The organism is Pseudomonas sp. SWRI68 (assembly GCF_014269165.1).
GTDB lineage: Bacteria > Pseudomonadota > Gammaproteobacteria > Pseudomonadales > Pseudomonadaceae > Aquipseudomonas > Aquipseudomonas capeferrum.
In genome coordinates this window covers 17,738-40,686 of record NZ_JABWRU010000013.1, presented here as the reverse complement: position 1 = coordinate 40,686, position 22,949 = coordinate 17,738, and the positions used below count along the sequence as shown (strand labels likewise).

At 64.7% G+C, this 22,949-nt stretch carries 19 protein-coding genes; 10 read left to right on the top strand and 9 right to left on the bottom strand.

All coding sequences use genetic code 11. The annotated features are described in order from the left end of the window. Positions 1–47: 47 nt before the first annotated feature. Positions 48–935, top strand: a complete 888-nt coding sequence (rarD, locus tag HU770_RS18390) for an EamA family transporter RarD (protein WP_033703099.1) — start codon at positions 48–50, stop codon at positions 933–935. 247 nt (positions 936–1,182) lie between these two features. Here rarD and HU770_RS18385 read toward each other — a convergent pair whose 3' ends face one another. Beyond that, positions 1,183–1,701, bottom strand: coding sequence for an ACT domain-containing protein (locus HU770_RS18385; protein WP_033703100.1), 519 nt, complete (start codon positions 1,699–1,701; stop codon positions 1,183–1,185). A gap of 453 nt (positions 1,702–2,154) precedes the next feature. On the opposite strand from HU770_RS18385, the gene HU770_RS18380 reads away from it, so the two are divergent. After that, positions 2,155–4,332 carry a malate synthase G gene (locus HU770_RS18380; RefSeq protein WP_186664763.1) on the top strand — a complete coding sequence of 726 codons (2,178 nt, stop codon included), beginning with the start codon at positions 2,155–2,157 and terminating at the stop codon, positions 4,330–4,332. 43 nt (positions 4,333–4,375) lie between these two features. On the opposite strand, the gene HU770_RS18375 is transcribed toward HU770_RS18380, so the two are convergent. After that, positions 4,376–4,819, bottom strand: coding sequence for a response regulator (locus HU770_RS18375; protein ID WP_186658581.1), 444 nt, complete (start codon positions 4,817–4,819; stop codon positions 4,376–4,378). 186 nt (positions 4,820–5,005) lie between these two features. On the opposite strand from HU770_RS18375, the gene HU770_RS18370 reads away from it, so the two are divergent. From HU770_RS18370 to HU770_RS18335, 8 genes are all read left to right on the top strand, one after another. Next, positions 5,006–6,943, top strand: a complete 1,938-nt coding sequence (locus HU770_RS18370; RefSeq protein ID WP_186664760.1) for a putative nucleotidyltransferase substrate binding domain-containing protein — start codon at positions 5,006–5,008, stop codon at positions 6,941–6,943. Continuing rightward, the gene (locus HU770_RS18365) at positions 6,940–7,650 is read left to right on the top strand and encodes a 3'-5' exonuclease (RefSeq protein ID WP_186658578.1); all 711 of its coding nucleotides are present in this window, start codon (positions 6,940–6,942) and stop codon (positions 7,648–7,650) included. Before HU770_RS18370 ends, HU770_RS18365 begins: the two co-directional genes overlap by 4 nt. Positions 7,651–7,786: 136 nt before the next feature. Continuing rightward, entirely contained in the window at positions 7,787–8,305 is a 519-nt protein-coding gene (locus tag HU770_RS18360; protein ID WP_047583689.1) for an RNA polymerase sigma factor, read from the top strand. Continuing rightward, positions 8,302–9,258 (top strand): FecR domain-containing protein, encoded by a 957-nt coding sequence (locus tag HU770_RS18355; RefSeq protein WP_186664741.1) that lies wholly within the window; start codon positions 8,302–8,304, stop codon positions 9,256–9,258. Before HU770_RS18360 ends, HU770_RS18355 begins: the two co-directional genes overlap by 4 nt. Positions 9,259–9,375: 117 nt before the next feature. Beyond that, the gene (locus HU770_RS18350) at positions 9,376–11,811 is read left to right on the top strand and encodes a TonB-dependent siderophore receptor (RefSeq protein ID WP_186664738.1); all 2,436 of its coding nucleotides are present in this window, start codon (positions 9,376–9,378) and stop codon (positions 11,809–11,811) included. 55 nt (positions 11,812–11,866) lie between these two features. Next, positions 11,867–12,979 carry a PepSY-associated TM helix domain-containing protein gene (locus HU770_RS18345; protein WP_186658569.1) on the top strand — a complete coding sequence of 371 codons (1,113 nt, stop codon included), beginning with the start codon at positions 11,867–11,869 and terminating at the stop codon, positions 12,977–12,979. After that, positions 12,976–13,152: a hypothetical protein gene (locus HU770_RS18340; RefSeq protein ID WP_077068766.1), complete on the top strand. Its 177-nt coding sequence runs from the start codon at positions 12,976–12,978 to the stop codon at positions 13,150–13,152. The genes HU770_RS18345 and HU770_RS18340 overlap by 4 nt, the downstream gene beginning before the upstream one ends. Positions 13,153–13,218: 66 nt before the next feature. Then, complete coding sequence (locus HU770_RS18335) at positions 13,219–16,020, top strand: DUF6543 domain-containing protein (protein ID WP_186664735.1); 2,802 nt, start codon at positions 13,219–13,221, stop codon at positions 16,018–16,020. On the opposite strand, the gene HU770_RS18330 is transcribed toward HU770_RS18335, so the two are convergent. Genes HU770_RS18330 through waaF form a run of 7 tightly spaced genes read right to left on the bottom strand, consistent with a single transcriptional unit; the run spans position 15,981 to position 22,938 of the window. After that, entirely contained in the window at positions 15,981–17,423 is a 1,443-nt protein-coding gene (locus HU770_RS18330; RefSeq protein WP_186664732.1) for a lipopolysaccharide kinase InaA family protein, read from the bottom strand. The genes HU770_RS18335 and HU770_RS18330 overlap by 40 nt on opposite strands. Next, a complete protein-coding gene (locus HU770_RS18325; RefSeq protein WP_047583687.1) occupies positions 17,423–18,175 on the bottom strand; it encodes a lipopolysaccharide kinase InaA family protein in 753 nt (250 codons plus the stop codon). The genes HU770_RS18330 and HU770_RS18325 overlap by 1 nt, the downstream gene beginning before the upstream one ends. Next, positions 18,172–18,906, bottom strand: a complete 735-nt coding sequence (locus tag HU770_RS18320; protein WP_033703113.1) for a lipopolysaccharide kinase InaA family protein — start codon at positions 18,904–18,906, stop codon at positions 18,172–18,174. The genes HU770_RS18325 and HU770_RS18320 overlap by 4 nt, the downstream gene beginning before the upstream one ends. Beyond that, the gene (gene rfaP, locus HU770_RS18315) at positions 18,906–19,712 is read right to left on the bottom strand and encodes a lipopolysaccharide core heptose(I) kinase RfaP (RefSeq protein ID WP_186658562.1); all 807 of its coding nucleotides are present in this window, start codon (positions 19,710–19,712) and stop codon (positions 18,906–18,908) included. The genes HU770_RS18320 and rfaP overlap by 1 nt, the downstream gene beginning before the upstream one ends. Further along, the gene (locus HU770_RS18310; RefSeq protein ID WP_095065449.1) at positions 19,709–20,830 is read right to left on the bottom strand and encodes a glycosyltransferase family 4 protein; all 1,122 of its coding nucleotides are present in this window, start codon (positions 20,828–20,830) and stop codon (positions 19,709–19,711) included. The genes rfaP and HU770_RS18310 overlap by 4 nt, the downstream gene beginning before the upstream one ends. After that, entirely contained in the window at positions 20,830–21,888 is a 1,059-nt protein-coding gene (waaC, locus tag HU770_RS18305) for a lipopolysaccharide heptosyltransferase I (RefSeq protein ID WP_033703116.1), read from the bottom strand. Before waaC ends, HU770_RS18310 begins: the two co-directional genes overlap by 1 nt. Next, positions 21,889–22,938 (bottom strand): lipopolysaccharide heptosyltransferase II, encoded by a 1,050-nt coding sequence (gene waaF / locus HU770_RS18300; protein WP_186664729.1) that lies wholly within the window; start codon positions 22,936–22,938, stop codon positions 21,889–21,891. Between the last annotated feature and the right edge of the window lie 11 nt (positions 22,939–22,949).

Here is a 22,949-nt window from a genome sequence, read left to right as displayed (position 1 = left end):
TCTACAATAGGCGTCGCTTTATTTAGCTACCTAAGCAAGGATTCTGCATGCACGCCGCAAACCCGCAACGCGGGTACATCCTGGGCCTTAGTGCCTACATCATCTGGGGCCTGTTCCCTCTCTACTTCAAAGCGATCCAGAGCGTGCCGGCGGTGGAGATCATCGTCCACCGGGTGCTCTGGTCGGCCTTGTTTGGCTCGCTGCTGTTGCTGGTATGGAAGCACCCCGGCTGGTGGCGCGAACTGCGCGACAACCCGCGCCGGCTGGCCATCCTGGCGCTGAGCGGCGCGCTGATCGCTGGCAACTGGCTGACCTACGTATGGTCGGTGAACAATGGCCGCATGCTCGAAGCCAGCCTTGGCTACTACATAAACCCGCTGATCAACGTGCTGCTGGGCATGCTCATCCTGGGCGAGCGCCTGCGCCGCCTGCAATGGCTGGCAGTGGCCATGGCGGCGGTGGGCGTGGCTCAGCAGGTATGGCAGGTCGGCAGCCTGCCCTGGGTCTCGCTGGTACTGGCGCTGACCTTCGGCTTCTATGGGCTGATCCGCAAACAGGCGCCCGTGGCAGCGTTGCCGGGCCTGGTGGTGGAAACCTGGATGCTGGTGCCCCTGGCCCTTGGCTGGCTGTTGCTGCACCCCGCCGCGATGAGCGCGCAGGGCGCGTTCTACACCAGCAGCGAAGCGTTGTGGTTGATGGCGGCAGGGCCGGTAACGCTGGTGCCGCTGGTGTGCTTCAACGCTGCCGCACGCCATCTGCCGTATACCACGCTGGGCTTCCTGCAGTACCTCGCCCCGACCCTGGTGCTGCTGCAGGCGGTGCTGCTGTTTGACGAGCATTTGTCGTCCAGCACGCTGGTGGCGTTCGTGTTCATCTGGGCAGGTTTGGCGATATACAGCGTCGATGCCTGGCTGAATTTGCGCAAGCGCGCCTGATCAAAAAACGATCAAAACTCTGCAGGGCACGTGGGTCGTGGCCTGCAGAGACATCTCCAGAGGTTATCCACACCATCGTCCCCGTGCTTTGTGCACAAGCTGCTGAATTCTGGGCGTTTTTTGATCAAACCTTTGCAGGCCTTGATTCGCGCGGGCTGGAGAGGTGCGCCCCCAGGTTATCCACAGGGCCGTACCTGTAAAACGGGGGATAACCCTGAGGCCGCAAAGCGGCCCCAGCCATCGCGGATCACTCTTCCGCCCGCAGCTCCAACTCCACCATCAAATCATCCGCCAGGCTCTCCAACCGCTGCTGCAGTTCGTCCAGCGACAAGGTCAACGGCAGCGCCAACAATGCATTGGCATGAAACAACGGCTCACTGCTCATCGGTGCAGGCCGCACTTCAGTGGTAAAGCGCTCCAGGTTCACCCCAAGCTCGGCCAGCAGCCGGGTGATATCGCGCACGATCCCGGGCCGGTCATTACCCACCAGCTCCATGGCGATAGGCTTCCAGGTGCACGACGGCTCGATGCCGCTCTCGGCAATCAATACACGAATATCGTAGCGGGCCAGGGCCTGCAGCGACGCGACCAGTTCTGCATAATTTTCCGCCGGCACCGCCACCCGCAGGATGCCGGCGAACTGCCCGGCCATGCGCGACATGCGGCTTTCCAGCCAGTTACCGCTGTGGTCGGCGATGCATTGGGCAATGCGTTCGACCTGGCCGGCCTTGTCAGGGGCAATCACAGTGAGTACAAGATGATCCACAAGCCCTTCCTCTGTGTCGAACCGCGCTGGGCGGCGATAAACCGGGGGATCGATTGAGTATAGGCAAGGCGCGGCAACCTGCCGCAGGGCAATCGACATGACTAATCGTGTACTGTTTCAAGATTTATCTGGAACAATCCACCTGTTTTTTGCGAACATACCAATTCCCAGCGTGACCATACGCGACCAACGGGTCGCACAACGACGCTTTTAGTCTGATTTTGCCCCGCCTACTGCTTCATGTAGTATCCCGTGGCGCGGACTACAAAACGTCGTTTGGATGTCTGCCAAGGCGCCTGTGAAAATACGCACACTGCCCGCCAGCCCGTCTGGCAGGCCGCACCCAGCCGCCCTCGGGTTCATCCGACCTGGGCACGCACTGGTGCCGTGTTTAGAGAAGCGCTACAGGCTTAATACAGAAGAGCGAAATAGCTGAGCAGAGTGAGGCAAGCAATGACTGGATACGTTCAAGTCGGTGGCCTTCAGGTCGCCAAGGTCCTGTACGACTTCGTGAACAACGAAGCCATCCCCGGGACCGGCATCGTCGCCGAGCAGTTCTGGGCAGGTGCAGAGAAGATCATCAATGACCTCGCTCCAAAGAACAAAGCCCTGCTCGCCAAGCGCGACGAGCTGCAAGCCAAGATCGACGCCTGGCACCAGGCACGCAAAGGCCAGGCCCATGACGCCGTAGCCTACAAAAGCTTCCTCCAGGAAATCGGCTATCTGCTGCCACAAGCCGACGATTTCCAGGCCACCACGCAGAACGTGGACGAAGAAATCGCCCGCATGGCCGGCCCACAGCTGGTAGTGCCGGTGATGAACGCCCGCTTCGCCCTGAACGCCGCCAACGCCCGTTGGGGTTCGCTGTACGACGCCCTGTATGGCACCGATGCCATCAGCGATGAAGGCGGCGCCGAGAAAGGCCAGGGCTACAACAAAGCCCGGGGCGACAAGGTTATTGCCTTTGCCCGCGCCTTCCTCGACGAAGCCGCGCCACTGGCTGCAGGCTCGCATGTCGACTCCACGGCCTACAGCATCAAAGCCGGCAAGCTGGTCGTCGCCCTCAAGGGCGGCAGCAACAGCGGCCTGCGTGACGATGCCCAACTGATCGGCTACGTCGGCGATGCCGCCGCGCCGACCTCCGTGCTGCTCAAGCACAACGGCCTGCACTTCGAAATCCAGGTCGATGCCAGCACCCCGGTTGGCAGCACCGATGCCGCCGGCGTCAAAGACATCCTGATGGAATCGGCACTGACCACCATCATGGACTGCGAAGACTCGGTCGCGGCCGTGGACGCCGATGACAAGGTCATCGTCTACCGCAACTGGCTGGGCCTGATGAAAGGCGACCTGGCCGAAAGCGTGAACAAGGGTGGCAAGACCTTCACCCGCACCATGAACCCAGACCGCGAATACGCCGCGCCAAACGGTGGCACGGTCACCCTGCACGGCCGTTCGCTGCTGTTCGTGCGCAACGTTGGCCACCTGATGACCAACCCGGCGATCCTCGATGCCCAAGGCAATGAAATCCCCGAAGGTATCCAGGACGGTCTGTTCACCAACCTGATTGCCCTGCACAACCTCAACGGCAACACCAGCCGCAAGAACACCCGTACCGGCAGCGTCTACATCGTCAAGCCGAAGATGCACGGCCCGGAAGAAGTGGCCTTCGCCGCTGAAATCTTCAGCCAGGTCGAAGACCTGCTGGGCATGCCGCGCAACACCGTCAAGGTCGGCATCATGGACGAGGAGCGCCGTACCACGGTCAACCTCAAGTCCTGCATCAAGGCCGCTGCCGAGCGCGTGGCGTTCATCAACACCGGCTTCCTCGACCGCACCGGTGACGAAATTCACACCTCCATGGAAGCCGGCGCCGTCGTGCGCAAGGGCGCCATGAAGAACGAGAAGTGGATCGGCGCCTACGAGAACAACAACGTCGACGTCGGCCTGGCCACCGGCCTGCAAGGCCGTGCGCAGATCGGCAAAGGCATGTGGGCCATGCCCGACCTGATGGCTGCCATGCTCGAGCAGAAGATCGCCCACCCGCTGGCCGGTGCCAACACCGCCTGGGTACCTTCGCCGACCGCCGCTACCCTGCATGCCCTGCACTACCACAAGGTCGATGTGCAGGCGCGTCAGCGCGAGCTGGCTACGCGCACCCCGGCTTCGGTCGACGACATCCTGGCCATCCCGCTGGCCGCCAACACCAACTGGTCGGCCGAGGAGATCCGCAACGAGCTGGACAACAACGCCCAGGGCATCCTTGGCTACGTGGTTCGCTGGATCGATCAGGGCGTGGGTTGTTCGAAGGTGCCGGACATCAACAACGTCGGCCTGATGGAAGACCGCGCCACCCTGCGCATCTCGGCCCAGCTGCTGGCCAACTGGCTGCGCCACGGCGTGGTCAACGAGGCGCAGGTGCTGGAAAGCCTCAAGCGCATGGCGGTGGTGGTCGACCAGCAGAACGCTGGCGACCCCCTGTACCAACCGATGGCGCCGAGCTTCGACGACAACGTCGCGTTCCAGGCGGCCGTGGAGCTGGTGATCGAAGGTGGCAAGCAGCCGAACGGTTATACCGAGCCGGTACTGCACCGTCGCCGTCGCGAGTTCAAGGCGCGTAACGGGTTGTAAGTAACATCTGCGTACGGGGGCCGCTTTGCGGCCCCCCTACCCATCACCCAATCTTCAGTTCTTTCTTCACCAGCTCCAGCAGTTTGCCCAGGTCCACCGGCTTGAGCAAAAAGTCGACCACCCCCAGGTGCATCACGTCTACCGCCTCTTTCACATCGGTGTCGCCCGACACCACGATGATCGACAACGCCGCCCGCTCCGACTTACGAATATACCGGATCAGATCCAGGCCATCCTTGGGCTCCATGCGCAGGTCAGTGATCACCAAGGCGATCCTCGGCTCGTAATGCAGCTTGAACATCGCCTCCTGGACCCCGTCGGCCGTCATGCAGTCGATGCCTCTGCTTTTCAGGTACAGGCTCAAGGCCTCGCTGTTCACTCGGTTGTCATCCACCACCAGAACCACAGGCTTGGGCGCAATAGGCGCCACCAGCCCGGCCAGTGCCTCGCGTTCGGCGTCACTCAGGATGTCGTCATGCTCAACCATGGTCGTCTCGTCAAAAAGTCTTGCTCACCGGTAAGACCGCGCTTTGCGATATTGATCACACGCCGCCCATAGACTTACGTCCAATGGGCACCACACCTCAGCCAGCCGACCATGGGGACCGAGAACAACAAGGCCGGCACCTATATATAGATATATATAGTTCGGCGTAGCGATACGGTCAGTGTCATGAGTAAAAAGGACGCCTACAGCCAGGCGGGCAGGACGGCTGTGCTGCAGAACATACAAGGTACGTTGCAGTTTCTGCAGCGCTTCCCACCCTTCAACCAGATGGAGCACAGCCACCTGGCGTATCTGGTCGAGCAGTGCCAGCTGCGTTTCTATGCCAGTGGCGAAAGCATCGTCAAACCCGCCGACGGCCCAGTAGAGCACTTCTACATCGTCAAACAAGGGCGCGTGGTCGGCGAACGCCAGCACCTGGTCAAACCCGGTGTGGAGACCACCTTCGAGATCACCAGCGGCGAGTGCTTCCCCCTGGCCGCCCTGCTTGGCGAGCGCGCCACCCGCACCGAGCACCTGGCCGGTGAGGACACCTTCTGCCTGCAACTGAACAAGGCCGCTTTCATCCGCGTGTTCTCCCTGTCGGAAGCCTTTCGCGACTTTGCCCTGCGCGGGGTCAGCAGCCTGCTCGACCAGGTCAACCAGCAGGTGCGCCAACGCGCCGTGGAAACCCTCGGCACCCAGTACTCGCTGAACACCCCCCTGGGCGAGCTGGCCATGCGACACCCGGTGGTGTGCAACCCCGACACGCCGCTGCGCGACGCCGTGCGGCTGATGCACGAGCAGCAGGTCGGCAGCATTGTCGTGGTCGACCCCCAGCGCTACCCGATCGGCATCTTCACCCTGCGCGACCTGCGCCAGGTGGTGGCGGGCGCGGATGCCGACCTGGGCGCGCCCATCGACCGGCACATGACCGCCAGGCCGTTCTACCTCAGCCCGCAGGCCAGTGCTTTCGATGCCGCCATGGCCATGACCGAGCGGCATATCGCGCATGTCTGCCTGGTGGACAACCAGCGCCTGTGCGGGGTGGTTTCCGAGCGTGACCTGTTCTCCCTGCAACGTGTCGACCTGGTGCACCTGGCGCGTACCATCCGCCATGCCCCGCGCCTGGACACCCTGGTGTCGCTGCGCGGTGAGATCAGCCAGCTGGTCGAGCGCATGCTCGCCCATGGCGCCTCGTCGACGCAGATCACCCAGATTATCACCTTGCTCAACGACCACACGGTCTGCCGGGTGATCGAACTGGCCCTAGCCGAACGCGGCGACCCAGGCATGCCGTTCAGCTGGCTGTGCTTCGGCAGTGAGGGGCGGCGCGAGCAGACCCTGCACACCGACCAGGACAACGGCATTCTGTTCGAGGCCCGCGACAGCGCCGAAGCCGACGCGATCCGTGCCCGCCTGCTGCCCCTGGCGCAGTACATCAACCAGTGCCTGGCACAGTGCGGCTTTACCCTGTGCAAAGGCAATGTCATGGCCGGCAACCCCGCGCTGTGCCTGTCACGCGGGGAATGGGCGCGGCGCTTTGCAGGATTCATCCGCGAGGCAAGCCCCGAAAACCTGCTGGGTTCGAGCATCTATTTCGACCTGCGCGTGGTCTGGGGTGACGAGCAAGGCTGTGAACAACTGCGCCAGAGCCTGCTGGCCCAGGTCGCCGACAACCGCATTTTCCAGCGTATGATGGCCGACAACGCCCTGCGCCAACGCCCACCGGTGGGGCGCCTGCGCGAATTCGTGCTGACCCGCCAGGGCAACGACAAGGCCGCCACCCTCGACCTCAAGGTGCAAGGCCTGACGCCCTTCGTCGATGGTGCGCGCCTGCTGGCCCTGGCCAACGGCATCGGCGCCTGCAACACCCTCGAACGCCTGCGCCAGCTGGTGCAGAAGGGCATCATCGAACCACTCGACGGTGCGGCTTACGAAGAGGCCTACCACTTCATCCAGCAGACCCGCATGCAGCAGCACCAGCGCCAGACCCGCGATAACCTGCCCTACTCCAACCGCGTCGACCCCGACAGCCTCAACCACCTGGACCGACGCATCCTGCGTGAGTCGCTGCGCCAGGCCCAGCGCCTGCAAAGCAGCCTGGCCTTGCGGTACCAGCTATGAGCCTGTTCGCCTGGCTGCGCCCCAGCCTGCCCACGCTGGACGACACCGCGCGCCAACGCCTGGCGCAGTTGCCCAAGCCGGCTGCGCTGGGGGTGTGCACGTTGCGCGAACAGCGCTGGGTGGTGCTGGACCTGGAAACCAGTGGCCTCAACCCCAACCGCGACCAGGTCCTGTCGATCGGTGCCGTGGCCATCGAGGACGGTGCCATCGACTTTGCCCAGCAGTTCGAACGCACTCTGTACCGCCCCTCCCAGAAGACCAACGCCAGTGTGCTGATTCACGGGCTAGGGCCCAGTGCCCTGGCCGCGGGTTGCGACCCAGTCGAGGCGTTGATCGACCTGCTCGACTTCATTGGCGACAGCCCGGTGTTGGCGTTCCATGCGCCTTTCGATCAGCGCATGCTGGCGCGGGCGCTCAAGGAAAGCCTGGGCTATCGCCTGCAGGTACCGTTCCTGGATGTGGCTGAACTGGCGCCGATGCTCAACCCCGACACGGTACTGCGCGAAGCCGGGCTGGATGACTGGGTCGCCCGCTTTGGCCTGCAGGTTGAAGAGCGCCACCATGCCAGCGCCGATGCCCAGGTCACTGCCGAGCTGGCGTTGATCCTGTTCAGCCAGGCTCGCCGCCAGCAGCTCGACAGCCCGTTGCAACTTGAGCAGCGGTTGCGCGGGTGGCGGCGGCGTGCGGCACAGAGTCACGGTTTGTAGGGCTTGGATGATTCAGCGCCTGGAAGCCCCGCCCTGGTGGCAATCCGATAAGCGTCCATTGCGCGGCGCCCCCCGCCTCTGCAACAATCGCGAATAATTATCGTTAGTTAATGCATTCGTTCCGGGGGGACGCTGCTTGTCTTCTGCACACAGCCCACACGCCGAGCTGGTCGGTGCGCTTTACCGCGATCACCGCAGCTGGCTGCTCGCCTGGCTGCAACGCAGCATGGCCTGCCGCCAACGTGCCGAAGACCTGAGCCAGGACACCTTCGTGCGCCTGCTCGGCCGCGAGCAACTGGACACGCCCCGCGAGCCGCGCGCCTTTCTGGCCGCCGTGGCCAAGGGGCTGCTGTTCGACCACTTCCGCCGCGCCGCACTGGAGCAGGCCTACCTGGCCGAACTCGCCCACCTGCCGGAAGCCGAACAGCCCTCCCCCGAAATCCAGCACCTGATTCTCGAAGACCTCAAGGCCATCGACCGCCTGCTTGGCAAGCTGTCGAGCAAGGCCCGTGCGGCCTTCCTGCATAACCGCCTGGACGGCATGGGCCACGCCGAAATCGCCGAGCGCCTTGGTGTTTCGGTCTCGCGGGTACGCCAGTACATCGCCCAGGGCATGCGCCAGTGCTATGTGGCCTTGTACGGGGAGCCGACGTGAACGGTTCACCGGTCTCGTCGCGGGTGCTGGATGCAGCCATTGCCTGGAAGCTGAGCCTGGACCAGGGCAGCGGCACGCCAGATGAACGCAGTGAGTTCATGCGCTGGCACGCTGCCAGCGAAGAGCATGCCCGCGCCTGGCGCCAGCTGGGTTGCCTTGACCTGCGCGTCAGCGCCGCTGCCGGGCCCGCGCGCCAGGCGCTGCTGCAATCGCGTGCCGGCTTGCGCCGGCGCATCGGCAAGGTGGGCGGTGGCCTGGCGGGCATGTTCCTGCTGGGTTCGTTGCTGGCTTGGGTCGGCGCCCCGTCGCTGTCAGCGCACTACTGGCTGGCCGACCAACGCACCGCCACCGGCGAGCTGCGCACCCTGCGCCTGGAAGACGGCACCTTGCTGAGCCTGAACACCCACACAGCAGTGGACATCGACTACGCAGGCGCACAACGGGTGATCGTGCTGCACCAGGGTGAAATCTCGGTCGAGACCGGCCACCAAGACCCACGCCCGTTGCTGGTACGCACCGACGACGGCCGCCTGCGCCCGCTGGGCACGCGCTTCCTGGTGCGCCGTGAGGCCAACGGAACACGCCTGGAAGTGCTGCAGGCCTCGGTCGCGGCCATGCCGCTGAACAGTGGTGACGAACAGGTATTGCGCGAAGGCCAGCAGGTGCTCATGGATGCCAACGGCCTCGGCCAGCTCGGCACGGTCGACGTCGGTGCCGATGCCTGGACCCGCGGCATGCTGGTGGTGGACAACGTACGCCTGGCTGACCTGGTCGCTGCCCTCGGCAAGTACCGCAGCGGCCACCTCGGGGTGGCAGACGAGGTCGCCGACCTGCGTGTTACCGGCAGCTTCCCGCTGACCGACATCGACCTGGCCCTGGCATCGCTGGTGCCGGCACTGCCGGTGAAGATCGAGCGGCATACCCCGTGGTGGGTAACGGTTCAGCCCCAGTAGTAGCGGCCTGTGGCCGCCCTGCAAACAATCTCGCTTTTTTCATGACACCCCCCTGTCACTTTTGAAATCTCGCTCGGCAAGGAAGCAGTAAGCACTTATCCGTCGAGGAGCCGCTGCATGTCCCGTACTGTCGATCGTATCCTGCGCCCCAGCCTGATGGCCCTGGCCATTGGCCTGGCTGCGCCGTTGGCCAGCCCTGCCCCGTTCGCCGCCGAGCAATCCGCCCTGCGCGCCTACGACCTGCCCAGCGCCCCCCTGGCCAGCACCCTCAACCAGATCGCCAGCCAATCGGGCATCGCCCTGGCCATCGACCCAGCACTGGTCAGCGGCCGCACTTCGGCGCCCGTCACCGGCCAGTACGACGGCATCGGCGCCCTGCAGGCCGCCCTGCGCGGCAGCGGGTTGCAGTTGCAGCAGAGCAGCGTCGGCAGCTACAGCCTGGTGGCGACGCCTGAAGGAACGCTCGCATTGCCGGAGACGGCGATCAATGCGAATGCGGCCTACGAAAGCGCCTGGGGCCCAGTGGAAGGCTACACCGCCACACGTACCGCAGCAGGCAGCAAGACCGACACGGCCATCGCCGAATTGCCGCGCTCGGTCAGCGTGATCACCCGTCAGCAAATGGAAGACCGCCCCGTCCTCAGCCTCAACGACGCACTGCGCTATACCGCTGGGGTACAAAGCAGCGGCTACGGCTCCGATTCGCGCAGCGATTGGCTGCTAGTGCGTGGCTTCGTACCCACACAATTCCTCGACGGCCTGCCCTTGCCCAAGGGCAACTACGCTTCGCCGAAAATTGAGCCCTGGAACCTTGAGCGTATTGCCGTGCTGCGTGGCCCTGCGTCCTCGGTCTACGGCCAAACCCCGCCCGGCGGCCTGCTTGACATGACTACCCGCCGGCCAGAGCTGGAAGCCAGCCACGAGGTGGAAGCCCAGGTCGGCAGCAATAATCACCGGCAGATTAATTTTGACAGCACGGGCAAGGTCGATGACAGCGGCCAGTTCCTGTACCGGGTAAGCGGTACCGTGCGCGACAGCGGTACCCCGATCGACCATATTCCAGACAAGCGCTACAACATCGCCCCCAGCCTGACCTGGAACATCAACGACGTCACAAAACTGACCTTCATTACCCAGTACACCCGCGACGATACCGGCATTACCGGTCAGTTCCTGCCACTGCAGGGCACCAAGCTGGACAGCCCAGCGGGCAAGATCTCCCACCACAAGAACCTGGGCGATCCAGACTGGGAATCGTACGACCGCACTTACTACCACCTGGGCTATGCGTTCGAGACGCGCTTGAGTGATGTGTGGCAGTTCCGTCAGAACCTGCGTTACGCACGCAACGAACTGGACTTCAAGGGTATTACCGCCGGTGGGTCGATCTGGCCAGCCGGGCCAGATGAGGCCGTAAGCGCCGACGGCACCGTGCAACGCACCGCAGGTATCGTCGAAGAGGACATCTCGCAGTTCGCCTTGGACAACAATTTCCAGGCCGACTTCCAGACGGGCGCAATCAGTCACACCGTGCTGCTGGGCCTCGACCACCAACGCTCGACCAGCGATGCCCGCTGGCGCTGGGGTTCCGCTGGCGTACCGCCGAGCAACATCCACAATCCGGTGTACGGCCAGGATTTCTCCAACGTCCAATACTTCGACATGTATGACTACACACAGAAGACCCAACAGACCGGTCTCTACGTGCAGGACCAGATGGCATTGGACAACTGGCGCCTGACCTTGGGCGGTCGTGAAGACTGGGTGCACACCGGCACTACCTTCCATAACCAGGGCGACGCCACCAATACCCAGCGTGACAAGCAGTTCAGCGGCAACGCGGCCCTGAGCTATGTGTTCGACAACGGCTTGACGCCGTACCTGTCCTACGCCGAGTCGTTCCAGGCAGCAACAGGTGCTGCGGTCAACAGTACCGATGCGTTCAAGCCCACCGAAGGCAAGCAGTACGAGTTAGGTATCAAGTATCAGCCCCCCGGCAGCAAGAGCCTGTTCACGGCGGCGGTGTTCGACCTGACCCAACAGAACATGTCGGTCACCGAAGGTGGCGTGACCCGCCAGGTAGGTGAAGTCAGAGTCAAGGGCCTGGAGCTCGAAGCCACCTCCGACGTCACCGAGAACCTCAAACTGGTAGGTTCCTACACCTACAACGACAGCGAGATCATCAAAGGCAACGACGGAGAGAAAGGCAAGCGTATGGCGCAGGTGCCACGCAACCAAGCCACCGCGTGGGCCGACTACACCTGGCACGAAGGGGCGCTCGACGGCTTTGGCGTAGGCGTTGGTGTGCGCTATGTGGGCGATACCTACGGCAACACCACCAATACCGACTGGGGCCATGTTGGGTCGTACACAGTCTACGACGCGTCGGTGCATTACGATCTGGGCCGTCTCAACGGCACGCTCAAGGGCGTGACGGTGGCCGTCGATGCGAAGAACCTGTTCAACAAGGACTACCTGTCGACCTGTGACGGTTACTACTGCTACTACGGAGACGAACGCAACGTGGTGGCCAGCGTCAATTACAAGTTCTGAGTCGCCCGGGCTGCTGTGCAGCCCCAGGTTTCATCAGACGAGAAACGGTACCGTGATGAAAAGCTCAACCATCCGCCGCTGGTCCGCGATCCACACCTGGAGCAGCCTGGTCTGCACCTTGTTCCTGCTGTTGCTGGCGCTGACCGGCCTGCCGCTGATCTTCCACCACGAGCTGGAGCATCTGCTCGGCGATGCCCCCGAGCTGCGCGAGATGCCCGCAGGCACCCCGCACCTCGACCTGCAGCAACTGGTACTCAAGGCCGAGCAGCATCGCCCCGGCGAAGTGATGCAGTACTTCGGCTACGACGAGGACGAACGCAACGGCGTGGTGGCGATCACCGCCGCCACCGCAGGCACCGAGCCCAATTCGTCACACACCTTCATGCTCGACGCCCGCACCGGCGAAGCTGTCGCCATGCCCGCCGCCAACGGCGGCTTCATGATGGTCATGCTGCGCCTGCACGTCGACATGTTCGCCGGGCTGCCCGGCAAGCTGCTGCTGGCGTTCATGGGTGTGCTGTTCGTCGTGGCGATCATCTCTGGCACCGTGCTCTACGCGCCGTTCATGCGCCGCCTGGATTTCGCCACGGTACGCCACGACAAATCCCGCCGCCTGCGCTGGCTCGACCTGCACAACCTGATTGGCGTGGTGACCCTGGCCTGGGCGCTGACCGTTGGTGTCACCGGGGTGATCAGTGCCTTGTCCGACCTGGTGATCGCCGCCTGGCGCAACGACAGCCTGGCCGCCATGGTCGCGCCCTACCGTAACGCCCCGCCGCTCACCGAGCGCGCCCCGGCCAGCCGCCTGCTGGACATCGCCGAGCAGGCCGCGCCCGGTATGCGCCCGGACTTCATCGCCTTCCCCGGCACGCGGTTCTCCAGCGAGCACCATTACGCCGTGTTCATGAAGGGCGCCACTCACCTGACCTCGCACCTGCTCACCCCCGTGCTGATCGATGCGCGCACCCTGCACGTGACGGCAGTGGGCGAACGCCCGTGGTACATGGACGCCATGGGCCTGTCCCAGCCACTGCACTTCGGTGACTACGGCGGGCGCCCCATGCAGATTCTCTGGGCGGTGCTGGATGTGCTGACCATCATCGTGCTCGGCAGCGGCCTGTACCTGTGGCTAAGCAAGCAGCGCAAAGCCCGGGAGGTGCGGGCATGAGCCACGCCTCTCGATCATCCTGGCGGATCTTCGCCTGGCCGGCCGCCATCAGCGTGCTCGGAGCCGCCGGCCTGTTTGCCGCCTTGCTGGGTGACGGTGCCTGGGACGCCCTGGCCTGGCTGGGCCTCGGCGTGCCCGCCATCCTCAGCCTGCGCGGGCTTTGCAGTCGATAACCGGCTACCGCTCCGGCCCTTGCCCTGGGCCCTAACGTTGCGGCTCCCTTAAGAAAGGAGCGCAACATGCTACCGCTGGAACGCATCGAATTCCTCGACCAGCAGATCATCGCCCTGCTGGCGCAATTACCGGCCGCCGACCGGCAACCGCTCAGCCGACAGCAACTGCAGGGCGAACTGGCGGAATACTGGGCCGCCTGCGACACCCAAGGCCGCTCGCGCAGGGTGCGCCTCGGCGACCTGCGCCGCGCCCTGATGCACGCCGAGCTGACACTGCGCCTGGCCGACGGGACCTTGCCCGCCCCCGAGGCCGACGCCCTCAGCCTGTGCCTCGACCTGCCCAACGCCTGGCAACGGAGGCCCCAGCCGGTGGCCACGCGTGCCCAGGTGTACCGCCTGGTCCTCAGCCGTAGCCAGCCCCACAGCCGCGCGGTGCTGCCGGGTATGTTCGTGGTCGTCACCGGCAACGACGAGGCTGCCGAGCTCACCCCAGAGCAGGCCCTGGGCCCGGCCTTGCTGTGCGGCCTGGCCCAGGGCATCGAGGCCTACGCCTCGCTGGCCGACTTGCACCTTGAGCTGTGCGAGCGCCTCGACGACCCACTGCAAGGCCCGCCACTGCTACGCCTGCTGGTTGATGACGCGCGTATCGGCAACGCCGCCAAGGCCGACCGGCTACGCTACGAATGGTATCCCGATGACCCGGTGCAAGCCCAGGTCGACAGCCTGATCGAAGCGCAGCGCCTGCGTGTCAACCAAGCCTGGGCAAGCGCCCAGGGTGCCCCGGCACCGGCCGTCGAGACGCTGCACAATGCCCTTTCAGTGGCGGCTGAAGCCGGCAAGCAAGCCTTGCTCGACACCCGCTACGGCCTGCTGCTGGAAAAAAACCTGCCCAATTGGTTGAGCAAGGCAGGGCCCCAGGGGCTTACGCATATCATGCAGACGATGCAACAACTGGTAGCCGCCGGCAATCGCGTCGCCGCCCCGGGCATCCTCACCCTGGGGCAGTTCCGCCAGCAGGACAGCCTGCAGGGCTGGGCGCGCGCGCGCGTCGAAGAACGCCTGCGCCACGATCATGGCCTGCGCTACGCAGCCGCAGACATCATGATCCATGTCGTGCACAGCCGGCAGGCAGGCCCGCAGTTGAATCCGTTTCACCCTTCAAGCTACGTTACCTGGCGAGGCTTCGAGCACGTCGGCGGCCAGATGATCGAACTGATCAGAGAGAGCTACCCGCTACACGAGCTGGCATTGCGCAACGTGGCCTGGTTCGACTACGACTACTGGCTCACCGCCCGGGTAACCCACCGTCACGGCAAGCCATTACCCGAGGCACTGAACCCGGCCTACATCAAGGCGATGATCAGGCACCTGAATGTCGGTGGCAGCTATCATGCCTACCTGAAAACCCAATTGATCGATTCCCCGGTCGGGGGGTGGCGGCTGAATGCCCATGCCCTGGTCAACCGCGCCCGCATGTGCGCCGAGGCGGCCAAGGCGCGCTATGCCGGGCATCTCGCCCGCAACCCTGATGAGCGAGCCTACCGTTGGGTGCGTCAGGTGCTGGACTATCCGCATAACGCGCTTCGCCCCCCGGTGGACGGACAGCGCGTCACCGTGCGCCAATTGACGATCCATGGCCATACCTTGCAAGGCGTGTTGCTGATCAATGCCGAGGGCGCCGGCGTGGGCGCGTTCATCCTCTACACGCCGGACGCACCCGACCGCCGCGCCTGGCGGGGGCTGAGCAATGCGCGCGAACTGATGCGCCTACTGCGCAAACAACCCGCCCTGCGCGCCTACATGGCGGGCCGCCTGCCGTTGCTGGCACCCGCAGGCATCGAACGGCTGCTGAACAAAGGCCGGCTGAGCCCCGTACTGCGCACCCCGGCGATCGACGACGAGCTGTTTTTCGCCTGCTACAGGGCCGAGGTGCGCGCCTGGCTGGCCAAGGTCGATGCCGACAGCCGTACCACCGGGGAAGCCGACCTCCAGCAAGGCGCCGACCTGGCCTGGCGCCTGCTAGACCTGATCAGCCTGGTACTGCCTGCCCGGGTGCAACTTCCGCTTGCGCTGGGGCGCATGGCCATCGAGATCTGGGGTGGGGTGGACGCCTTTGGCCAAGATGACATCGACGGCGTGCTGACCCATACCTACAACGCCCTGAGCTATGCCAACGATGCCGGCACCAGCATGGTCAGCACCGGCCTGATGCGCCGGATGATGCGTGGCATGCCGACACAACCGCCATTACCATTGCCCTCGCGTTACAGCATCACGCCTGCACTCGATAACCTGCGCTACACCATTGACGGTGTGCACGGCGAAGGCGTTTTCGAGAAAGCATCGGCATTCGAAGGGCTGAGCCTGTATTACATCCAGGACGCCCACGGCCGTTACTACAAGGTCGTGTTCGACGGCCGTCGCTGGCGGGTCATCGACCCGACGCAACCCGATGCCTACTTGCAGCAGCCGGTCAAACGCCTGGCCGATGGCAACTGGGTCATCGACTCACCGGTGCTGTGGTACGACGGCCTGCCGGATCTTGCGCAGTTGCTGGCCGACTGCCGCCTGCAACCGCCGCTGGCGGGTGAGGCGGTGGATGCGCTGGCAGGGCTGTACCGCGCAGACGACCAGCTCTACCTGCAAACCGCTGCCGGGCAACTGCCACTGCGCGCGCACCTGCTCGCCGGGCGCTACCACCTGCTCATCCCCCACGCCCAGCAAGCCGGCGTGGTGCCGTGGGCGATCCTGCGCTGGCAAGACCACCAATGGCGCATCCGTGTGCGCCAGGCCGGGCGCAGCAGCGATTGGCTGGCGCTGCCCGAAGGCTACTCGGCGAGCCTTGGCAGCAACCGGTCGAGGCGCTGATGCAGGGCACAGCTACTCGGCCAGTTGCGCAGCAGCCGCGCCCGGTCACGGGCGTAGGCCGGGGCGAAGCTGAGCCCCGTGGCGTGCTGGCACATGGCGTCGAGGTCGATCAGCGACCATTGGCCGTTGTGCCAGAACAGGTTGTGGCCCTTGAAATCACCATGGCTGATGCGCTCGCGGATCAGTTGCTGCATCACCTTGACCAACGCATCGACCTGCTCTTCAGGCGCCTCGCCGTTTTCCACATAGGGCGCAAAGCACGCGGTCAGGTCCGGGCCATCGACGAATTCGGTGACCAGGTACGCACGGCTGCGCAGGCCCATCACCCGTTGCTCCAGCACCGCCAACGGGCGCGGTGTGGCGATATCGAGGAACTCCAGGCGATGGCCTTCGATCCACGAGTGCCAGGCCCGGCTCGGGCGCCAGAAGCGCTTGAACCAGTGCGCGGTGTTCTTGATGTTGTAGCGCTTGAGCACCAGCGGGCGGCCATCGACGTCGATGCGAGCCACGCTGGCGGCGCCGCCGGTCTTGAACAGGTGGCCGTTGTCGATCAGCGCATCGGCCTGCGCCAGCACCGGCAGCATCGCTTCGACTTCACCACGGCGGATCGCCCGCAGGCCCGAAAGGCTGCGCTCGACACTGAACAGTGTGCACTCGCGGCCGGCCTTTTCCAGGTAGTCCTTCTGGCGCCAGTTGCGCACCTTGTCGATCTGCTTTTGCAGCGCTTCCATCGGCAACGCGTGCTCGGCATTGGCCAGCAGGTAATGCACCAGCAGCTCTTCGATGAAGGGCTCCAGACGCTTGGGCAACTGGGCGAAGAACACCCCGAGGTTTTCCAGCACACGCGGGCGCGACAACTGCTGGCCCGGCGTCTCGGCCTTGATGCCCGCGCCATCGATCAGGTACAGCTTGGCGCCGTGGCGCAGCAGGTTGTCCAGGTGCAGGTCTTCCTGCCACAGGCCCTTGGCGTGCATCTGCGCCACCGCGGTCAGCGCTTCGCCCAGCACCAGGTGCTGTTCGTCGGCCAGTACCGGCAGGTGCTCAACGGCGGCCCAGGCATCGGCCAGGCTTTCTGCGCCATCGAGAAACTCGAACAACAGCCAGCCGCCCTCGCCTTCCTTCAAGCCATCGGCCAGCAGCTTCGGCGTGGTCAGGCCTTGCTCGGCCAACAGCTTCACGCCCTGCAACTCGCGCTGGAAATGCCGCGCAGCGTTGCCCCCCACCAGCAGCTTGGCCAGCACCGGCGTGCCACGCCAGACACCGGCACCGACATAGCGCTGGCCGGGCAGTACGCGCAGCAGGCTGAACAATTGCAGGTCGGCGCTACCGGCGGCATCGGCCAGGGTGATACTCAAGGGCAATGCCGGGGTGCGCCCGGCAGCTTTCAGTTCAGACAAACGCATCAGCGGGCCTCTTTTTCACGACGGCGTTGCGTCAGCCGTTGCAGCCAGTTGTCGACCAGGGCGCTGTCCGCCGGCTGCGCCAGGTAGGCCGCCAGCAACTGACGCACATCCGCCTCACTCCAGGCACTGGCACGGCGCAGCAACGGCTCCAGGTCCTTGAGCCGGTCACGCATGCCGAACAGCAGCGGGCGGGTCTTTTCCAGGTCGATCAGTTGCGCGTCCCAGCCCTCGCGGCGCTGGCGCAAGAAAATATGCTTGGGGTAGAAGCAGCCATGTACCTGCCCGGCGCTGTGCAGCGTGCGCGCCAACTGGCCGCAAGCTTCAAGGATGCCTTTGCGTTCGGCGTCGCCCAGCTGCGGCCACTGGGCCAACAGGCTGTCCAGGTCGGCCCATTCGTCCAGCGCCCGGGTCATGAGAATTGCCCGGTGCTGGCCGGCCTGCTTGCGCTCGCCATAGAACACCGCCTGCAAAGCCGGGATGTGCAGCTTCTGGTAACGGCTGATATTGCGGAATTCGCGGGCGAAGGTCGGTTCGCCGAAGGGCCTGTGCAGGGTGCGGGTGAGGTAGTCGCTCTGACGCTTGAGGTAGTAGCCTTTGCCTTCGAGCTCCAGGCGGAACACGCTGCTCCAGCCCCCGCGCCCGGTGTTGGGCTCGTCCACGGCATCGAGCTGCAGCGCCCACAGCGCCTCGAAGTCGTTCAAGCCGTGGCGTTTGAGCAGCGCGAGGTCTGCGCTGGCCAGGTAATCGGTCATTCCCTTCCCTCGAAAAAGCTCAGCACCTGGCGGATCCGCTTCTTGTCGCGGGCATTGAGCCGGTCGCGACCGCGGTATTGCAGGTAGAAACGCAGGCGCTGGGTCGCCGACAGGTGGTATTTGGCGACCTTGTCCAGGCACGCCAGGTCTTTGATCATCCGGTGCCGCCACATGAAACCGCGCCAGAAGTCGCCGGTCGGGCAGTCGATGAAGAATAGCGTGCCCTGGTCGTCGACCAGCAAGTTGCGCCACTTCAGGTCGTTGTGGGCGAAACGGTGCTCGTGCATGACCCGAGTGTGGCGCGCCAGCTGTTGGCTGACATGCTCGACCCAGGCCCGGTCAGCCAGGCGTGCATCATTGCGCTCGGCCAGCGCCGACAAGTCTTCGGTGCGCGGCAGTTCACGGGTGATCATCGCCCCCCGGCCAAACGCCAGGCCCTTGCGTTCCAGGCCCCAGGCGACCACTTCGGCGGTGGGGATGCCCCACTTGGCGAACTGCTTGAGGTTCTGCCATTCGGCCTTGATGCGCGGCCTGCCGAGGTAACGGCGCATGTGCTTGCCGGCGCCGGTGTAACGCTTGACGTAGTAATTGACGCCGTCACGCTCGATGCGCACCACCTCGCTGAGCGGGTCGCGGGTCAAGCGTTCGCCCTGGATGGCAAAGACGGCATCAAGGCTGCCGAAATCCGCCGCCAGGTGTTCGTAGCCGGGCGCCAGTGTCCAACCCGACATCAGAGTGCATCCCCATAACGTTGCTTGCGGTCATAGAGTTTCTGCGCCTTGCGTTCCAGCCAGGCGAGCAGCGCGGCCTCTTCGGCAAGCACCTGGCGCAGCGGGCGCTGGAAGTAGCCACGCAGAAAACGCAATTTGTCGCGACGGGTCAGGCCGATGTCCAGCGCCGAGAAATACAGCGCGGCCAGGTCCTTGTCACGCCAGCGGCGGCTGATGCTCGCCCGCGTCTGGGCACGGTGCAGGTCGATGACCGACAGCTTGAAGTCGTCTGCCGTCACCGGGCGGTCGGTGTGCAGCAGGAAGTGGCAGATGTAGCAGTCGCGGTGGTTGACCCCGGCGCGGTGCATGCCACCGGTCATCTTCGCCACTTCGGCGATCAGCGCACGCTTGAGGCGTGGCTCGGGCGCCTGCCTGACCCAGTCGATGCTGAAGTCTTCCAGGCTGATGGTCGGCGCCAGCTCTTCGGTGACGATGAACGAGTGCTGGGTGGCCGGGTTGCTGCCGCGCTCGCCATAGGCGACTGCGGTCATGGTCGGCACACCGACCTCGTGCAGACGCTGGATGGCTCGCCATTCCTGGCCGGCACCGAGCACCGGCAGCTTGGCGCTGAATAGGTTCTTGAAAATCTCGCCCCAACCGATGCCCCGGTGGATCTTGACGAAAAAGCCTTCGCCCTCGACCTCGGTGCGCAGTGTGCGGCGGCCTTCCAGCTCGCGGTATACCTCGCCTTGCAGCGCTTCCACGGCCTCGAAGGCATCACGCCCGGCCCACAGGCGCTTGAAGGGTTCGGCCAGTATCAGCTTCATGCGGTCTGCCCCAGGATCACGTCGGCAGCATGCTGCGGCATGCTGTACAGGTCGGCCGTATCGGCAAAGGCCAGGCCATTGCGCGACCAGTCGGCGCGCGCCTGCGGGTCTTCGAGCATGCGTTGCAGGTAGCCATTGAGTTGTTCCTGCTCGAACGGCTCGTCCAGGACCAGGCCGCAGTCGGCCTCGGCAATGTAGTGGGCGTAGCCACACACCTTGGACACCAGCACCGGCAGGCCTGCCACCAGGGCTTCGAGCAGCACGGTGCCGGTGTTTTCGTTGTAGGCCGGGTGAATCAGCAGGTCGGCGCCCAGCAGGAAGCGCGGGATGTCGCTACGCCCCTTGAGGAACTGCACCTGGTCACCTAAGCCTAGGGTGGCGCTTTGCAGCTGGAACACCTTGGGGTCGTCCTGGCCGATGACCATCAGGCGGGTGCGCTTGCGCAACGCCGACGGCAGTGCGGCCAAGGCCTTGAGGCTGCGGTCGACGCCCTTGGTCTTGAACCCCGAACCAATCTGCACCAGCAGCAGGTCATCGTCCGCCAGGTTGAATTCCTTGCGGAACCCGGCGCGGATCTCGGCGGCATTGGCCGGCGCGCGGCGATCCGGGGAAATGCCCGGCGGCAGCAGGTGGAAGCGTTCTGCCGGGGTGCCGTAATGTTTGACGAACAGCGGCTGCTGCACCTCGGAGATCATCAGCACCTCGGTTTTCGCATCCTTGGCGAACACCGCCCGCTCGTACGCGGCAAAGTGCCGGTAGCGGCCCCAGCGCTTGTACAGGCCGCCGCGCAGGGTCTGGGCCTTGTCTTCGAAGCAGCCGTCGGCGGCGTAGTACACGTCCAGCCCCGGCATCTTGTTGAAGCCGATCAGGCGGTCGACCGGGCGCTTGGCAAGGTCGGCGGCCATCCAGGCGCTGAGCTTCTCGTTGCGCCGGTGGTTGAACAGCGCCTTGACCGGCGCCACCAGCACTTCGAAGCCCGGCGGAATATCACCTTCCCAGATCAGCGTGTACACGCGAATCTGATGGCCGCGCTTCTGGCATTCCAGGGCAATGCGCATGAAGTCGCGCTGCAGCCCGCCGAAGGGGAAATATTTGTAAAGCACGAAAGCCAGTTGCATTAACGAACATCCTCAGCCAGCAGCAACGCGCTCAAGCGGCTCGCCACATGCTCGGGATTCAGGCGAGTGAAGCACAGTGGCCACTCGCGTTTGAGATCGAACCGGCGCAGGTCATCGGCGCTCGGTTTGTAGGTGCACTTCTTCTGCAGGCAGGGCGCGCAGGGGAAATCGCTGGCCTGGTGAACCTGGGCGCGGCCATAGGCGCCGGTCAGGCCAGGGTTGGTCGGGCCAAACAGCGAAATGGTCGGCACGTCCAGCGCTGCGGCCAGATGGCCCAGGCCGGTGTCCACGGCCACGCAGGCCTTGGCCGCAGCCAGCACGCGGGCGACGCCGACCAGGTTCAATTTGGGCAGCACCTGGCAGTTGTTCAAGCCCTGGGCGATACGCTCGGCGCGCGCCTTCTCGGCCGGGTTGCCCCAGGGCAGGCGCACTTGCAGCTTGCGCCGGCCCATGCGCTCAGCCAGCTCGCGCCAGTAGGCCTCGGGCCAATGCTTGGTGGCCCAGGTGGTGCCGTGCAGGAATACCACGTAGGGGGCAGCTGGCGGCAATTGCAGGCGATCGAGGTCCAGGCCGTAGTTGCCGATGCCTTCCGGCAGGTCATAGGCCAGGGCCATGGCGAACAGTTGACGCACCCGCTCCACGGCGTGCTGGCCAACCGCGACCGACAGCGGCCGGTCATAGAAGCGGCTGGCCAGGCCTTCGCGGGCCGAGTAGCGGTCCAGCCCGGCCACCGGTGCCTTGACGTAGCGGGTCAGCCAGGCCGATTTGACCAGGCCCTGGGCATCGATCACCAGGTCGTACTTGCGCGCGCGAACACGCTGCTTGAACGCCTTCCACTCGCCGCTCTTCAGGGTCTGCCAGAGATGCTTGCGCCAGCGCCGGATCGCCACCGGGATCACCTCGTCGACCGCAGGGTGCCAGCTGGGGATCTCGGCAAAGCCTTCTTCCACCACCCAGTCGAAACGAATGCCCGGTATGGCGTGGGCGGCATCGGTGATTGCCGGCAGGGTGTGGATCACATCCCCCAGCGACGAAGTCTTGATGATCAGTACCCGCACTTAGTCAACCTCGGCCACGGTTTCGATCAGGTTCGGACCACCCAGGCTGTGCAAGGCGGCGATGACGCGCTGCGGTTCGAGCAGGCGCAGGCAGTTGTAGTGCCCGAAGCGGCAGGTACGGTCGAAACAAGGGCTGCATTCGATGCCGGTGCGCACCACTTCGACGTGCTCGGCCAGCGGCGGCGTGAAGCCCGGCGAGGTCGAGCCATAGACGGCGACCAGCGGGCGGTTCAGCGCGGCGGCCACGTGCATCAGCCCAGAGTCGTTGGACACCACCGAATCGGCGCAGGACATCAAATCGATGGCCTCGGCCAGCGAGGTTTCACCCGCCAGGTTGTACGATTCTTCACGCAGCCCCGGGATCAGCCGGTCGCGAATCTGCTCACCGACCGGGTGATCGCTTTTCGAGCCGAACAGCCACACCTGCCAGCCCTGGCGGATCATGGCATCGGCCACGGCGGCGTAGTGCTCGGCCGGCCAGCGCTTGGCCTCGCCAAACTCAGCACCAGGGCACAACGCCAGCACCGGGCGGTCCAGCGCCAGGCCGAACTTGGCCAGGGCCAGGTCGCGGCTCTGCGCCTCGATCTGCAGGCTGGGGCGCGGGTAGGGTTGCGGCAGCTCGGCACCCGGCGCATAGGCCAGGGCCATGAAGCGCTCGATCATCAGCGGGTAGCGCGCCTTGTCCAGCTTGCGCACGTCGTTGAGCAGGCCGAAACGCATCTCGCCGCGCCAGCCGGTGCGTTTGGGGATACCGGCAAAAAACGGTACCAACGCCGATTTCAGCGAGTTGGGCAGCAGGATCGCCTGGTCGTACTGGCCGGCCAGGGACTTGCCGATGCGCCGCCGTGTGGCCAGCTCCAGCGCGCCATGGCCGAGCGGGAAGCTCAAGGCCTGACGCACCTCGGGCATGCGTTCGAGGATCGGCCGGCTCCACTCGGGCGCCAGCACGTCGATCACGCAGTCGGGGTGCTGCTGTTTCAGGCACTGGAACAGGGTCTGCGCCATTACCATGTCGCCGACCCAGCTGGGGCCAATGATCAGTATTCTCATGCTTAGTCCAG